The sequence below is a fragment of the Candidatus Margulisiibacteriota bacterium genome, from assembly GCA_028715625.1.
Taxonomy (GTDB): Bacteria; Margulisbacteria; Riflemargulisbacteria; order GWF2-35-9; family GWF2-35-9; genus JAQURL01.
Genome location: JAQURL010000054.1, coordinates 1 through 17,003, shown reverse-complemented (window position 1 = coordinate 17,003; position 17,003 = coordinate 1). Strand labels below are relative to the sequence as shown.

Annotated in this window: 11 protein-coding genes; 4 read left to right on the top strand and 7 right to left on the bottom strand. The window is 40.6% G+C overall.

Translation table 11 applies throughout. The annotated features are described in order from the left end of the window. Positions 1-40: 40 nt before the first annotated feature. Genes PHV30_08850 through bioA form a run of 3 tightly spaced genes read right to left on the bottom strand, consistent with a single transcriptional unit; the run spans position 41 to position 2,338 of the window. The gene (locus PHV30_08850; protein MDD5457126.1) at positions 41-616 is read right to left on the bottom strand and encodes an electron transport complex subunit E; all 576 of its coding nucleotides are present in this window, start codon (positions 614-616) and stop codon (positions 41-43) included. Positions 617-618: 2 nt separating this feature from the next. Beyond that, positions 619-957 carry a polymer-forming cytoskeletal protein gene (locus tag PHV30_08845; GenBank protein MDD5457125.1) on the bottom strand — a complete coding sequence of 113 codons (339 nt, stop codon included), beginning with the start codon at positions 955-957 and terminating at the stop codon, positions 619-621. Positions 958-979: 22 nt separating this feature from the next. After that, positions 980-2,338 (bottom strand): adenosylmethionine--8-amino-7-oxononanoate transaminase, encoded by a 1,359-nt coding sequence (gene bioA / locus PHV30_08840; protein ID MDD5457124.1) that lies wholly within the window; start codon positions 2,336-2,338, stop codon positions 980-982. Between the two features lie 76 nt (positions 2,339-2,414). Between bioA and rfbC the strand changes: the two genes are divergently transcribed. Beyond that, on the top strand, positions 2,415-2,960 hold the full coding sequence (gene rfbC / locus PHV30_08835) for a dTDP-4-dehydrorhamnose 3,5-epimerase (protein ID MDD5457123.1): 546 nt from the start codon (positions 2,415-2,417) through the stop codon (positions 2,958-2,960). Here the strand turns inward: rfbC and rnhA are convergent. Next, positions 2,947-3,399: a ribonuclease HI gene (gene rnhA / locus PHV30_08830; protein MDD5457122.1), complete on the bottom strand. Its 453-nt coding sequence runs from the start codon at positions 3,397-3,399 to the stop codon at positions 2,947-2,949. The two genes, rfbC and rnhA, sit on opposite strands and share 14 nt — an antisense overlap. 172 nt (positions 3,400-3,571) lie before the next feature. Between rnhA and PHV30_08825 the strand changes: the two genes are divergently transcribed. The 3 genes from PHV30_08825 to PHV30_08815 are packed head-to-tail and all read left to right on the top strand — an operon-like array spanning position 3,572 to position 8,257. Then, positions 3,572-3,793: a hypothetical protein gene (locus PHV30_08825; protein MDD5457121.1), complete on the top strand. Its 222-nt coding sequence runs from the start codon at positions 3,572-3,574 to the stop codon at positions 3,791-3,793. 1 nt (position 3,794) lies between these two features. Further along, the gene (locus tag PHV30_08820; GenBank protein ID MDD5457120.1) at positions 3,795-6,335 is read left to right on the top strand and encodes a hypothetical protein; all 2,541 of its coding nucleotides are present in this window, start codon (positions 3,795-3,797) and stop codon (positions 6,333-6,335) included. Between the two features lie 2 nt (positions 6,336-6,337). Beyond that, positions 6,338-8,257 (top strand): hypothetical protein, encoded by a 1,920-nt coding sequence (locus PHV30_08815; GenBank protein MDD5457119.1) that lies wholly within the window; start codon positions 6,338-6,340, stop codon positions 8,255-8,257. A 280-nt stretch (positions 8,258-8,537) separates the two neighbouring features. Here the strand turns inward: PHV30_08815 and PHV30_08810 are convergent, their stop codons facing one another. From PHV30_08810 to PHV30_08800, 3 genes are read right to left on the bottom strand one after another with little or no spacing between them, the layout of a single operon-like run. Further along, positions 8,538-9,377 (bottom strand): hypothetical protein, encoded by an 840-nt coding sequence (locus tag PHV30_08810; GenBank protein ID MDD5457118.1) that lies wholly within the window; start codon positions 9,375-9,377, stop codon positions 8,538-8,540. A gap of 8 nt (positions 9,378-9,385) precedes the next feature. Further along, positions 9,386-9,778 carry a hypothetical protein gene (locus PHV30_08805; GenBank protein MDD5457117.1) on the bottom strand — a complete coding sequence of 131 codons (393 nt, stop codon included), beginning with the start codon at positions 9,776-9,778 and terminating at the stop codon, positions 9,386-9,388. Then, positions 9,766-16,959 carry a choice-of-anchor Q domain-containing protein gene (locus PHV30_08800; GenBank protein ID MDD5457116.1) on the bottom strand — a complete coding sequence of 2,398 codons (7,194 nt, stop codon included), beginning with the start codon at positions 16,957-16,959 and terminating at the stop codon, positions 9,766-9,768. The genes PHV30_08805 and PHV30_08800 overlap by 13 nt, the downstream gene beginning before the upstream one ends. Positions 16,960-17,003: the final 44 nt, after the last annotated feature.

Here is a 17,003-nt window from a genome sequence, read left to right as displayed (position 1 = left end):
AACTGGGGCCGGTCTTGAAGGCACATGTGAAGTAGATATTTTATGATATTCCATTTTTCTTGTCCTTGTAAAAATTAATAAGGGCCAAGATACTGCCCATAACTAGAAACGCCCCGGGAGGAAGTATCATAATCAGCATAGGATAATAATCCGAAAGAATTGTGAACCCGAATATACTGCCGTTACCTATAAGCTCACGTATGGATCCTATAATTATAAGTCCGACAGTAAAGCCCAGTCCCTTTTCTACAGCGTCCAGCATAGAAGCCTGCACGGGATTTTTGGAGGCAAAACCTTCTGCCCTGCCCAGAATTATACAATTTACCACTATCAAAGGGATATAAATACCCAGAGCTTTATTTATACCCGGGAAATAGCCGGCAAGAATCATCTGAATAATAGTAACGAAAGTAGAAATTACCACAATATATACAGGAATACGAATTTCCTTGGGCACATTATCCCTCAGTAAAGAAATAATTACATTGGAACCGAAAAGCACAAACAGAGTAGAAAGGCCCATGCCTATGGCATTGGTAGCAGAAGTCGTTACGGCCATTGTGGGGCACAAGCCAAGTAATAATACGAAAATAGGATTTTCTCTAAAAATATTCATAGCTATTTTTGTACCGTTACCTGTAACTCGCCGCTATAAATTGCACCCTGTGCGCAATCAAGACTTTTACAGATAATATTACCGAATACTCTGGCATCTTCGCTGATGATCACATCCTGTGCAGCTGTAACATCACCCTCACAAAGGCCGAGAATCTGAATATTAACCGCTTTTAAGCTGGAAAAAACTTTCGCACCCCTCAAAACATATATGTCTTGTTCGGAAACTACCTCTCCTTTTACTTCTCCGCTCAAGTAAATATTATACTTACTTTCAATTTTACCCTGAAATTTAGTTCCTTTGGAAAAAAAAACCTGTCTATTATTTTTTTCTTTAATCATAATAATAATAAACTGCAATCCTTTACAAGTCTCTGGTTACTTCTATTATACACTGTTTTGTCACATCTAACAAAAGGTTTAATTGTTTTCTGCTTATAGATAAAGGAGGCATCAGGACCACGACATCACCCAACGGTCTTAAAAAAACTCCTTTTTTAACAGCAGCCTGGGTTACCTTAAAGCCAGCCCTTTGTTCTGGTTTATAACATATTTTTTTAGATCTATCCTTGCACAGCTCAATTCCCACCATAAAACCTTCCTGCCGCACTTCGGCAACCTGCGGCAATTTTTCAATTTCTTTTAAGCCCTGTATAAGGTAATATATTTTTTCCTGAAGTTTTTCCAGCACTTTTTCTTTTTTAAAAAGTTCCAAATTTGCTATAGCCGCGGCACAGGCCAGAGAATTGCCGGTGTAGGAATGTCCGTGATAAAAAGTTTTATATTCATTAAATTCTCCCAGGAAATGTGAAAAAATATTTTCGGTAGTGAATGTAGCCGCCAGAGGCAGATAGCCGCCGGTTATACCTTTGGCCACGCACAAGATATCCGGCTCAATATCGGCTTTTTCCACAGCGAACATACTTCCTGTCCTGCCAAAGCCGGTGGCCACTTCATCAACGATCATTAAAACTCCGTGTTTTTTAGTAAGCTGTCGAACCTTCTGCAAAAACTGAGCGGAAGTGTTCAACATGCCGGACGCGCCCTGCATAAGCGGTTCTATGATAAGACCGGCAATTGTTTGAGACTCGGTTTCCAAACATTTTTCCAGTTGCTTCAAGCTGGATTCCTCTGACTGCTTTTGTGTTAAATTCTGCTGCAAAGGATAAGGGTACTGGATTTTTATGGTATCAAAAAGAAGCGGTTCATAAATCCCATGGAACAAATCTATGCCCCCTACGCTTACAGAGCCGATGGTATCTCCGTGGTAAGCATTGGTAAAAGAAATAAATTTCCTGCGTTTGCGTTCGCGAGTTTCCGGATGCTGCTGCCAATACTGGTAAGCAATTTTTAAAGCTATTTCCACTGAGGTCGAACCGTTATCCGAATAAAAAACCCTGGTCAGATTCCGGGGAATAATCTCCATCAGTAATCCGGTCAGCTGTATGGCCGGGACATTGGTAAGCCCCAGAAAAGTAGAATGAGCTATTTTTTTTAGCTGCTTGCAGATGGCTTTATTGATGTAGGGATGATTATGGCCATGTATGTTTACCCAGAGCGAGGACACTCCATCCAGATATTTCCTGCCCTTTACATCTATTAAATAATTACCCTGACCGCGTTCGATAATAATCTGTTCGGAGTTCATCCATTCCTTCATCTGAGTAAAAGGATGCCAGATGTTTGTAAAATCTAGCTGCAGAAGGCTGTTCGGATTTAACATAATTTTATATCTTAACATTATCCCTAACAAATTTTCTATTATAATTTTTAGACTTAAAGTGTAAAATATTAAACATATGAAATTCGAACCGCAGGAAATAAAGGATGTTATTCTGATTACACCGGATGTTCACGGGGATGACCGTGGTTTTTTTCTGGAAAGCTATAACCGGAAAATATTCCGGGACAATGGCATAAAAGACGAATTTGTGCAGGATAATCACTCCAAGTCGGCAAAAAATGTACTGCGCGGGCTGCACTACCAGCTTCAACCGCAGGCCCAGGCCAAGCTGGTCAGGGTTACTGTCGGAGAAGTTTTTGACGTGGTGGTGGATATTCGTAAATCCTCCCCCACTTTCGGAAAATGGCTGGGGGTGAACCTATCGGCTAAAAACAAACAAATGCTCTACGTGCCCGAAGGCTTCGCGCATGGCTTTCTGGTGCTTAGCGATGATACGGAATTTATGTATAAATGCAGCAATATTTATTCGCCGGCAACTGAAAGAGGTATTGTATGGAATGATGAAAAGTTAGGAATTGCCTGGCCTGTTCAAAATCCGTTACTATCAGAAAAAGATAAAAAGCTGCCGCCACTTTCTGCGGCACAAATCAATTTTTCCTGATTTCATCAATGGCCAGAACAGCTAACTCATCACACCGGTTATTATAGGGATTGTCTGCATGGCCCTTTACCCAATGAAAAGTTACTTTATGCTGATCTTTAAGCTCTTTCAGCCTTCGCCATAGTTCCTGGTTTTTGACAGGTTTTTTGTTGGCATTGCGCCAGCCGTTTTTTTCCCAGTTCGGCAACCATTCCTCAATGCCCTGGGCTACATATTTACTGTCAGTATATAAATCGATTTTGCATTTTTCTTTCAGGGCTTCCAACGCTTTAATCACTGCAGTAAGCTCCATTTTGTTATTGGTTGTTTCCGGCTCAGCGCCATTGATCTCTTTTTCAAATTCCTTATCTCCGTCCTTATATCTGAGGATTGCTCCCCACCCACCGGGACCGGGATTACCGCTACAAGCGCCGTCAGTATATATAATAACGTGTTTCATAATCAACAGATTGTATCACACCAGTAAAAATCCATACATAAAAAGATGTAAAAATGTCGATATTATAAGCGGGGATAAGTATGTCTTTTGATAGACGTTTAAACCATGAACTCAGAGCTCTGAGCCCTGTGCTCCGAGAGCAAAAACTTGTTCGAGCATAAATGGAGGTAGTATGGTTTCTCAATATCTGATTGATGAGAGTGATAACGAAGAGGCGGTCAATAAACTAGAGCTGGAGCTGAAAATAGCGAAGATCAGCTCCATGATTGACAATGTGGACAAACGGATACAGGTACATGAAAGAAGGATAGGAAAGCTCCATAATGTAGATGAAAGACAAAAAACCAGAGACAAAATAGCTATGCTTACTCAAAAAATTCTGGAGAATTCGTAATATGGACATCTCTGCCAGACCTGACACAGCTGCGCGAAGGATCGATGTTAACACTGACGATTTGCAGAAAATCGTTCTTTCGACCTCTGAAAAGGCCAAAGATGAAGTAAAAGAAAACACAACAGCAAAGGCCAAAGAAACCACCCGCACGCCCATTCAGCTAATTATTCAGGGCAATGACAAAGATGCAAAAAAAAATATGCTCGGTGACTTTCTCCAAAAAATAGCTACTGCCGGCATGGATATTATGACTTCTCCGGACAAAGGTCAGAAAGATACCAAATCTATAAACGAAATTAAATTATTATTTGGTAATGAAGAAAGCAAGGAAGACAAGGTCTCCCTAAGCTCCGGAGCAAGAATGAGCCAGCTTGCCGGTTCCATAGCGCCTAAAAAAGGAGATAAGAAAAAAATAGACAGCGAAACTTCTTCTGAGGAAACCCTGGCGGATAAAGAAGAAGAGCTGCAGGAACATGTTTTTTCCGAGAAAACCAATGTGCGCGACCAGATACAAAAATTTCAGGATGATTCAGATTCGGCTGCCAAAGCCAAGGAAGGCGAAGTACAAGATAGTGGTGATTTTTCAGATTTTCTGGAAGAGCTGGGTAAAGACAAAAATGATGAAGATAATGACTTGGAACCGGAGGCAGAAAGCGGTGATTCGGCTTTGTCCTCGGATAGCGAGGACGATAGTCCCCTGAGCTCGACAAAACAGGATATTAAAGGCCAGACAGATAATCAGACAAACTTTTTATCGGGTAGTGATAACCCTTTGCAAAATGATACTGATTCCCAGAATACTGACAAGCCGGAAGAAGATGGCGAAGATGAAGATAAAATAAAAACAAACGAAGACAAAACTGAAAAAAGCTCAGGGTTAAACAGTTCCCAGCGGGTAACAGGTTTTAATAATGATGACGCTAATGACACCAGCGATGAGCGACCTAAAGACCAGACCGAAGACACGGATAATATAAGCGTTAAAGATATAAAAAAAATAATAGCTGATAACGCTCCGGATAAACTGGCGGACAGTGACTTATCCACTGAAAATGACGACTCCAAGGACAAAGACGACGATACCCCGGACGCTAATGATGTCGATGATAAAAAGGATGGTAAAGATAACGATGTCGAGCAGGCTTTCGGTGGCAGAATTGAAATGGATGATACCAATGACGGTGGAGATGACAACGGGAAACATGACACCAGAGAAGAGTTAAAGATAGAGGATATTAAAACAAAGACCAAAGGTAAGGAACAAGAAGTTGATAAATTTGACTATATCGAAGAATATACAGAAAAATACAGAAAACACCTGTTAAGCAGCGATAAAAACTTTTTTGACCTCAGCCAAGATGAAAATAAGTTACTTAAAGAATATGGGTTAACTTCCAGACAAATCAAAGACATTCAGCTTACTGTAAAGAAAACCATCAAAACGGAAATTCGGGAAAATATCAAAGATGCGATTATTCAAAAACAACTATCCGTTCAATCCAAAATAGATTCTGTGACAGCAGATACCAGGCTGAACAGGTTCACAGAATATTTCGTTTCAAATATTCTGCTTGGCGGCCAGGACTTCGGAAGTTTTGACGAAAGCTTTCAGGGTCTAATCAATAAAGCCATGTACCATGCAGGCAAAGAATTATCTGACTTTGCCATAGATGAACTTGGACATTTTGTGATGGACGAGTCATTAAAAAGCGATAAAACCAAAGAACAAAAAATTAAATCATTCGAATCGAAAGTCAGTGAACTTAATTCCATTACCAATAACCCGAAAATAACCGAAGAGTGGGCCCAGACGGCCATGGAAAGTTTTATGCGCAACTACGGTCTGGCCAAAGAAGAAATAAACCTGCATAAAAATGACACCGCCGGTATGCATGTCAACATTAATACAGGTGACGGAGGTTTTAACAGGCAGGATGACCGAGGTCGGCAAAAACATGGTTATGAATTTGAACAAAAAGATGAGAAGGATATCTTTATCAACCGTTTAAGAGCTCTTTATATGCAACGCGCGCTGGAACCAGGGCTAACCACTACTTTGCAAACAGAATTTAAAATCCGCAAATTAAAGAATGGCCTTCTGAAATTGGGAGTTTATACAGAGGTGCTTAATAAAAAAATTGAGGAAGAAGCTAAAATGATAGCCCAGGACAGGATTAAAGACATGCTGAAAGAAGCTTTTTATGAAAGGGCATCTTTATATGAACTGCGTGGACCGGCTTATGAATTGATTGAAAACAAAATTAAAGGTATTTTGAAAAACGGTGAAAAAGCCGGTCTGAAAATGGATAAACTGGAATTTGATAAAATGCGCGACGAAATCAACATGAAAATGTTTGAAACAACCAAACATGAAATGGAAATGATTGCCGCACGACTTTCAGATATGGAATTGCCGGCGCTGGTTGTTAAATACAGAGAAATGAAAAAAATAACAGACAGACTTAAAGCCGAATCAAATATCGAAGAAGAAATTTCCGGAGACGAACGTTTAAGCAAAATTACAGTCACGGAGATGGCTTAAGCATGGAAAATCCCACAAACGAAATAGAAAAAAAGAAGCAACAAAACGGCATCAATGAATTAAACGATGAAGGCATACTGGATATTAATACGCTGGCTGACAAAAAACAAACTGTAGTTATCGGAAAATTAGTTGCCGAAGACAATGAAATCCAGGAAGACACAGAAGACACCGTTAAAATTTCCCCCGATTATGAAGAAAAACAATCCGGGCAAAATTTTTCCAATAAAAACAGGACCTATAAAATCTTTCAGAGCGCACATATCTGTTTCCATCTTTTTTTGGCTGAAGATATGGTTAGAGAAAAAGAATTTTTCCGGCTTTCCGAACAGATTTACTTTTATGAGCGGGAAAGATATTTTAAAATAAATGGCCGGCAAATTCAGGTGCCGGACCAATGCCAGGCATATGTCAGCGACCAACAAATAGTTCTGGTACTCACGGACAATCAGAACAGTCAGGATACAGATTGCAAAAAAATTATAATTCAGATAAATCCTGAATTTTTGCTGCTGGGATTTGATAATTATCAATTAAAATTAAGCGGTAAAAGTACTGCCTATATTGATAAAAAAGGAAGTATCGCCTTTAACTTCGACAAATATTTAACAGTCATAAATCCCGAACAAGGTACAATCAGATGCGGCGGATATTTAATTTTTACCAATTCACAAAACCAGTTCATAGAAACCAGGGGAAACTGGTTAAGATTCTCCGAACAGTGTGCTTTTGACGCGGAAAACGGTATTTTAAAATTTGGCGGGAATAAGATAAAATGCCCTGCGAATACCATCATAAAAACTTCATCTCAATTCCTGGACTTATATATCCAGGGTAGTAAAGATGGTATAAAAAGAAAATTGCACTTTCTTTACCAGGGTGACAGATTGGAACTGCGCAGCGCCGCGAACTCTATACTGCTGGGGAAAAATACCAGCTGTTTTATAGACAAAAACGGGAACCTGGTTTTTGATTATCAAAATAACCTGGCCGTAGTCTGTTTGCCGAAGAAATTTATAAAAATAGGTAAAGTATCGATAAATCTATACAGAGGCCAAAATATCAAAATCAATGAAAAGTGGCTGCACCTTAATGAACTTATCAAACTGGCTCCTGAATCAGCCCTCATCAGGTACGGAAAAAGTAAAATAGCTTATTCAGGTGCAATGGTACTGAAGCCTCAGCCCGGTCAACTTGCCATCCACAAAAAGAATAAAAATATAATCCTTGTCCCCAGCAACAAACAGCTGTTTATCCGGGTAGGCGGGAAACTGGTAATAGTTACAGTTACAATTGGTATTGCCATGGACCAGAACGGTAATCTGGCTTTTGACTACAAAGGCAACCTCTCTATTCTGGACACCAACTTTTTTGTACTGACCATCGACAAAGTGAAGATGGATTTCAGCCAGGTTGCAGGTATATGTGTTGAGCTTATAGGTAACAATGTGGTTGTCAGCGGCCAGGACCAGAAAAAAAACTTTCTGGAATTATTCAGGCAGGCATTGATGCAAAAAGGACTTATGCAATTATTGCAGGACTCCGCGCAACTTAATGTGAATGCGGAAGATATTCTGGAACTGCTGCTGAATTTAAGCAGTAGTCAGGAGGTCCTTTCTCTACTCTCCGAACTGGGGCTCAAACCCGATTCCAATCTTCAGGACCTGCTGAAAAATCTTCTGGGTGAAGGGCTGTTGTCTGATATTCTTTCCTCTGACCCGAATAATTTTGACCTTAATCAGCTTATGTTGTTAATGGCCAACGCCAAAACCAAACAACTGCTGCTTTCCGGAAAAAATATTCCTTTGCCCAGCGCACAGGAACTGGCCGAGCATGTCTCCCTGAGTGGAAATATTCCGGATGTGCTGGCGCTAATAAAAAATCACGAAATTAAACTGTTGACGTTAAATAAAAGCAGATAACTTCCAGGTATCTTTCATTTGTGCATGCAAATAAGTCATGCTTCGTCAGGCTCAGCATGACAAAAATGATAGTGTCACACTGAGCTTGACGAAGTGTGACCATAACACCTTATAGATATATTAACGCATTGGTACCAACTTGAGATTATAAAATTAACCAAGGCAGCCATCAGCCGGAGAACGAGGCGACAAGGACGAGGCAGCGGAGGTGTGGTAAATAGCACATTGAGTATGCCGAGGACGGCGTCAACAAAGTTATCCGGTTGATCGCAACTTGGTATTAGAAGTCTATGCCCAGTCCGAACTGATGCACTACATCCAGTTCAGGATTAGTGTAAAGGTAATCAATTTTTATTCCGAAAAAGCTGGTGGAAAGCCCTGCATAAAAATTTTTATCATAATCGCTGTATCCTGCTTTAATTTCCACAAAAGGAAGTCCTACATAACCTACCCCAAACTTGTAATATCCCGTGCTGAATAAAGAATGGTACATATAGTCGGCGCTAAAGACACAATCAAAAAGTTGTGTAGAAAGACCTGCTCTGTATATAGGTTTTATATCAGCCGGGTTGCCATTATTATATATATCCTGCGCAACCAGTCCTAAAGACAGATTCTTCAGAAGTTGCATTCTGTAAGCCAGGTCCAGAGAAATATAGGATGCCTGGTCTACCGCTTTTTGAGAAACGGATTTCACAGTCAGTCCGCAACTGCTTGAATCGGACAAAGCTTTGGAATAACCAATAAAATAAGCTTCATTAACATACTGAAAACTACCCGTTTTCGATCCGCTTGAATCGCGCACATCGTTATTGTCCACACCAACCCGGTAATAAGCCACACCCAATGCGCTGTCAGCTGAAAGTTTGGTGTTATAAATAAAAGAATAGTTGGTAAGATCGGAAAATTTCTGAGCATAAGAAACATAAAATTCACTGTCTTTCACATTGACCAGATTGGCTACATTCCAGTAAAGCGCTTCTCCGCTCATAGGGTCAGCGGTATAAGCCCCGCCAAGCTGCATACCCTTTAGTCCTATACCGTTATCCAGAAAAAAACCGGCATAGTTTACTATTCCGATGAGGCTCACGATCACTAATAATTTTAATATCTTTTTCATTTTTCCCTTCAGTTTATATTCGGCGTAGGCGGCGGATTGCTATTAATTAAAGTAATATTTCCCAGATCATAAAGTTTGGACGTATTAACATTTACGGCAATTTCTCTGGTTTCATTCATATAGCCGGATTTCGTGGCAACAATAGTGTATACTCCGTTGGTCTTTACATTTACCGTAAACTTGCCGTCTCCCAGAGTAGTTATTGGGGAGAAACTTTCCGGCCCGGTAATATTTACCACTATTCCGTTCCAGGAACCGTTTGCTACTTGTGGCAATTTGTAAGTTCCCTGAATTGTTATCATATCTGTGTTCGTAAGGGGCTCACCGGTGCATCCGGTTATGACTGCAAATATAATAGCCAGAGATAGAAAAACTAGTGCTTTTTTAATTATTTTTTCCATAATACCATTTTACCTTTTGCCTTGATTTCATTTCCACTGGTATCCGTCAAAGTTAATATATAAAAATACAGGTCATTGGGCATCATGTAGCCGTTTTCATCCTTGCCGTCCCAGACCAAAGAGTCAGATGCTGTACCTGTTTTATCTAAAGTCCTCAGTTTTTTGCCCAGTATTGAATATATTCTTACCTTAGCGATAACAGTGCCGCTAAGACTGGACACATATTCTATTTTAGCGCTCTCACCCACATTGGGATTAAACGGGTTCGGATAATTGATCAGGCTAGATATGGCGCCGACAGACAGAATATTTATTGCCTGAATTTTATAATCATTCACTGTACCGTTCGCGTAAACCGTGGCCTGTCCGTCAACAAACATTATTGTTCTGTTATTCTTTACATCAACCAGATAATACAGGTATTTCTCAGTAGTCTTGTTAACCAGTTCCTTAAGATTTAGGACCAAATTGCCCGCGTCTTGATTTTCAACTCTTATATTCCATTCCATTTTATCTTTATTAAAATCCTGATGACATGTCATCAGATTCAGACCGTCTTTTTGGGCCTGTATATTAAGTTTTTTAGTTTCAAAAGGCGGCAGTGAAAGATTATCTACAAATTTGCCGTTCTGATCATTACCGACCAGGGTTATAGAATCCTGGGCCTGCGCGGTATTTAAAACTTTTATACCCAGGACCAATTCCTGAGAAGCGGCAGATAACCTGGCTACATAATTAACATTTATTGAAACATTCTTGCTTGGGAAAATAATATCTAACGGTTTGACTGCAGCAACCCAATAACCTTTCCAGGGAAGACATAAGTTACCTGCTTCTTCGTACCCAGTCCCATTGAAGAGGTAAGCTCCCATGTAAATTAAATTGTAGCTGACAGCCGCAATCGGTGAATAGGTCTCATTATTATAAGAAATTACCAGATTATCCCAGTTTACGGTTGTTACCTGAGGGTTGGCCAGCTGGTTCCAGCCCCTATTAAGGGAAACCGACTTATTACCGACAATAAAGTTTTTGGTAGATAAATCAATAAAAATATCTTCGGTAACTTTAGCCCATACAGCCTGTCCGGGTTTAACAATATTACCGGTTATTGTCACATAATCATAGAGATTGTGATCCCAGTAAACCAGGTTCATATTCCGGGTAATATCTCCAATGGGTAACCCCAGCATCATCAAATTACTGTTGGTCGGGACCTTGAAGGTATAGCTGAGTATGGACAAACCGTTGATATCATTTACGGCGATAGAAAATACTCTGTTAACTGTCGCACTGAAAGTATCTACAGCGGTAAAGGTAATCGTGTATATACCGGATTGAGTTTTATCCGGCAGCCAGCTGAATAAACTGCTACCCAGATTATAAGTAGCGCCTGAAGGCAGTCCGCTGATATATAAATCGAAGGAATCGCCGGTATCGGTAATGCTCAGATTAAAGGTCAGCATCTGATTTTCCGAGATCACAAAATTATTGGTCAGAAAAGCGAACTGAGGATAATTATTAATTTCATTGATGATTACTGTAACCGTTTGTGTGGTCTGTCCATTCGGTCTGCCGTCAGACGCTACAAAGGTCAGATTATATGTTCCGGAGTGATCGTAGTTGGTCTGGAAGGTATAAGTGAATGACCCGTTACCTGTAACTTTATAGTTTTGTGTCGTGTCCCAGGCCCAGGGGTACTGGGTTACCCGGATGACATCTCCGTCTATATCCAGCACACTCATGGTGATTGTTAATAACTGATTTTCCGACACATAAAACGTGGAATTGATAGTTAAGTTCGGGGCTGTATTCGGCGTAGTTATATAAATATTATAGGTAGTAACACCGGTTGATGTTAAATTTATTGCCCTGTTATAAATACTGTCTTTATAACTATCCGGCCCGAGTCTAAACGTCTGATATACTTCCATATTGTAATTGCCTGTGGCCAGGGCTAATTCATAATTTCCAGTATCTATAACCATGTTGGATAACATACTGTCCAGAATATAGTTATTGGTCACGCCGAAATTGGTCCTGGCGGTTATAGTCAGCGGGCGGGTAACAATAATATCTTCGGAGGTAATGATACCGGATAATGTCGCGGTCACTTCCACTATAGTAAGAGTAATATTTATATTTGTACTGATCTGAGCGGGGCTTATCCTTAAAATTGTATTCATATATTCATCGGTATCGGTAATGGTCCCGCCTTCAATATCCCCAACTATTTGCTGGGTCCTCTTGCCTTTGTTGGCCATCAGGTTGAACTCATTATTTGTAACCCATTTAAAGGACAGGCTAAAAGTGCCGGTTCCTGAACCACCGGTTGATGACCTGATATTTGATATTACAGACTCGATGCTGTTTATGGTTATACCTGTCTGGTTCTTCATTAAACCGACTAATACATGATTAACAGGTGTATTTGATCTGTTGATAACAATACCTGTGATATTAACCGTAACAAAATTGGCCATTTGAAAGTTTAGACCGGATACATTTGGCGGCGTATTTACGGATCTGGATATTACCAATATTCCGGCTGAACTACTTTTCGGTTGAACTAAAACAGCCCAGCTGCCGGTTGGAACTTTCAGAGAATAATTGCCGCTTATATCAGTTGTAGTCGTACCAAATGTAAAATCCACATCATTTCCGGTCGGAGAATTCTGCTTCCTGGCCCAGGAAGCAACATAATCAAATTGCGAGTCGACCAGAGCGGTAATGTCTACATTGGCAGTCGGATTATTATATTCATCTGTAATTTTACCGCTAATAGAAAATGGTGCTGACTTAACAAAAATATCAGTGGAAACGAACCTGTCTCTGGTGATTGTATATGCCATTAACTCTTTTAAATAATCTTTGTGCGAAGTCTCTATCTGTACTACATAATTAATAGTGCTTGAGAAGTCTATAGTTACGCGTCCGGAAACATCTGATGTAACCTGGAACCAGACAAAAGAGTCATTGGAATACATTTTTTGAAAAGATACGTGTAAAACTTCACCGGCTAAAGAATTATTATTTTCGTTTTTAACATTAAGCCTGATAACTACCCTGTTTGATGACGGATCATTATCATACACATACGTGCCCAGATTTTGTGAAGGCGGCACATCCAGATTGCAAATAACTCTGGGGTAATCATTGGTCGTTGCCGCTACCATTATTGTCCAGGAGCCTGTATCGCCCATTAATTTATAGGAACCGTTCATATCTGACGCGCCGGCCAGACAATCGTAATAGGGCAGATCGCTCTTGTTACCGGTTATATTGAACCAGCCCATAATAGTAGCATAGTTCGCTGACGGCAATCCGTAGACATCCGCGCTGACAAGCGCAGAACCCAAATTGTCAATTATTCTTCCGGTAACTGCATAAGGCGCGGCGGTAAGAGTTATAGACTCGCTGACCATTCTGTCTCCGGTAATCACAAAATCTTTAAATTTGCCCTGATAATTTTCCGATGTACAAATAAACTCAATCTGATAGTTGCCGGTTAAGGACAAATTAAAGGTGACCAGACCATTTTGGTCGACGTTCTTATAATAGTAATTAATAAACGTGCTGCCGTAATTTGTCGCACGCATAAGCCGGAAACTGGCTTTTGCTCCTGCTATTGGTTGTCCGGCATTGTTTTGAACTCCAATTTTTAAACTCAGCGAATTTTCGCCGGGATTACTGTCCAGCACCAAATCGCCCAAATTTACCGAAGGCGGGACAGTAACAAATGTATTGATAGTGATCGGTGAAGCGTTATCGGTTACGGAACAGAGTACCCACCAGTCATTGGCATTCACTGCCAGACTATAGGAACCGTCGAAACCGGTCTTGGCTCCGGCAAAATTAAAATAGCCGGTATCTTTTTTGTTCGGATCAGCATACCAATCAATAATAGCCTGAACAGCATGAGTCGGAGCGGACATTACTTCAATACCCTGCTGGCCGGCACCAACATCATTGATAATTCTTCCGCTGATACTGTATGGTGCGGGAGTAACTGTAACAGAGTGGCTTATCATCCTATCACTATCCACTACAATATATTTTGTTTTGCTTACATAACCGTCATAAAGCAAAAACATTTTGATAAAGTAATTACCGGCAGCGAAGACATTAAAGGAAACTATTCCGTCTGCTCCGGTATTTTTGGCATTACTGGTTATTAATTGGTTATTATTATTTGTGGCAATGCTGTACATGTAATATTCCAATCGTACATTTTGCACAACCGCATCTGTTTCGTTGGAAACTTTAATTTTAACAATTGTTCCATTAATACTGGGGTTGGTATTCACCATAAAGTTCAATCCACTATAATCGCCCTGAATATTAATAGATGGCCGGATGGGTAACGGAGGTCCATTACTTGAATCCGTATATATTCCCCAGTTCAGCGAACAAACCTGCAAGTTATAAATTCCGTTAATGTTAGTCACGGCCTCATTTACATCATAAAAAGATGAATCTGTAGCCGAAGGAGTTGAATACCAGTTAAAAATATCATTCGCATAAGCCTCGGGTATGGCGTAAACCAAAACTCCACTTACCGCAACAGCATATTCATTATAAGCTTTACCGCTGATTGTAAAAGGCGCAGCCAGTAAGGTAACAGTTTCGCTGATATTTCTGGCTGAAGTAATTACATATTCCTTCATCTTGCCTACATAATTTTTGGATGTTGTGATGGTCTCGACAAAATAATTACCGGTAATATTTGTATTAAAGGCTACTAACCCGTTAATATCGGCGATCAAATTCATGGTAGCTACAAAATCGCTGCCGCCGTCATTTCTTATCTTATAGGTCTTAACCTGCACTATTGCAGCAGCTATAGGCAGCGAACCGTCACTTATATTCAGTGTTATCATTGCCGGATTTAATGAAGCGACATAAACCGGGCCTGTATATTCGTAGGCGCCGATGTCTATGGAATTACTGACTATTCTGGGATTACCGGCGATATCAGTGGTTACATTCAGCGAGGCTGAATTCCAAAGACTGATTGAGCCTGCTCCAATGGCTACACTGGAACTGACTATCGAATAATCGGATTTGAAATCACTAAGAAAAAACCCGGAAACATTATTGGTTACGCAAATCTGTATGGGTATGGAAGAATCGGTAAAAATAGAATTGTTAAAAGTTACTGTAGAATAGTTTGTGCTTGCCGTTGCCGCGTCAAAGTCGCCGGCCAGAATACTGTTTTTGGCGTAAAAACTGGCAACTCCGCTTGCCTCGTAAATAGGTCCGAAGTTCTGGGCAACAGTTGTATTTAAAAGAAGATGTTTATTGTTTACCCAGATAGCTTTGGAGGAACTATTGGTAACCACCAGACAGTTTATCAGGGTGTCCGCGGCATTGGTAAAAATTCCGCTCGGTTGACCCCCGGTATCCTGATTATTGGAGAAAATCGAATTGATAGCAACCATCGGGCTTAACCAGGAAACGCCTCCACCCTGGCTAACCTCGCTTCCGATTATGCTTGTGCCATTGAGAGTTACATCATCGCAATTGTCGAAAACTCCACCGAACCATGCTCTGCTACCAGTTACGACACAATTGGTTAATTCTACAGTTGTCAAATAAAAAACACCGCCATGACCGCCGATTCCGCCGCTGCCACCGGCGCTGCCGTTATTAATAATTTGCGAATCATACATTTTAATAAACCCCTGGGCTGTATCTGCCGCCATCAAACCGCCATACGCAGTTGAAGGATTAGGCGCGCCCATAAAATAACCGCTATGATTAAATACTGAGTTTTTTACAGTTATATTTCCCTGATAAAACGCTCCGCCCATACCGGCCAAACAATAATTAAAAGTTGAATTTAATACCACAATTTGGCTCTTGGGGCCCGAGGTGTATGCAACACCGCCATAATTGGCAGAGGGGAATTGAAAAGTACAACTGTCGATCGTGAGCCTTTCGGAAACGCTGTCGGTAGATATCTGTATAACTCCGCCGAAATCGCCGCGGCCATAAGTAAACTGAATACCTTTAAGCATCCAGTGGCGGGCATTGTTTTGCATCAGATGCCGCTGTCCGGCTGTTCCCACCATCCAGGTAACATTATATGAAGGTGCGCCTACAATCGAAATATCATCCTTGTCCGGCCAAATCACGTCATGTTCCAGAATGCTGGAAGTAACAATTTGAATAATGGCATTAGGAGAAGCAGCATTCAAAGCCTCTTGTAAAGTATTATAGTAAATATGCGATTGTAAGTTTTGGGCAACATAATTATTGGGAGAAGGTCCTCCATTGTTTGTGATGGTCAGGTCCAGTGTTACAGTAGTATTATTAGCTGTAAGCGAATCGAGCAGAAGGGTTACATTATGTGTCCCGGTAACCGCGTTTACGGAATTGTATCCGGGACCATTAAAAACATGTTCATACAAATTTATTTCATAATAAGGAGTTGCCGCGGCGACACTAAAAGTTATTACCGGTCCGGTTGCGTTGATAACATCTCCGTACATTAACTGAGTCACAAGATCAGGGGTTGTTATACTTACCTGCTGAGGAGAAACATTCAGAATAAAATCTCCTGTCACCGGGATGCCTGCCGAAACCACCTGTACCGTCTGCTGGTATTCTTTAAGTAACATATTTACAGTACCTATTACATTAATTGTAGGCTGAACATTAACAACAGCTATCGTATAAATATAATCCTGAGTTGTATTTATATGTGACCCGAACAGCTGATCGATGTAAGGACCGGCCACACTGTTTTTGGCAAAAATAAGGGCTACTGAAGAAAGTGTAATTTCCTGCGGAAGCGAAAGCGTAAAGGTTCCGTTAATTGTTGAAATCGTGTTATAGCTTGTTAATAATTGAGCAGGATTGCTCATTGTGGCTACCTTGCTGTTAATCAGCCCGACTAGAGCGTAAGGGACAGGATGGAAATTAAAATCGGTTATCAGACCTTTGATAATAATGTTTCCTGAAGATTGGGTATCACCGGTTGATCCGGAAGAAGCACCCTGATATTCATAAGCACCTAAATCTATTGCACTTCCTGTGATACGAGGCATTCCCGCAATATCCTGAGTAATAGTACCATATCCAAAATTCATAGTGGAGGCATAGTCCCATATGGCGTTATTCCCGGCATTGATAACAACAGCGTTTTTTGTCAGTCGATAATCATTATTTGGGAAATCCAAAAAGCCATTTAAATTGAACCCGTTGATAGCATTGTTAACTACAG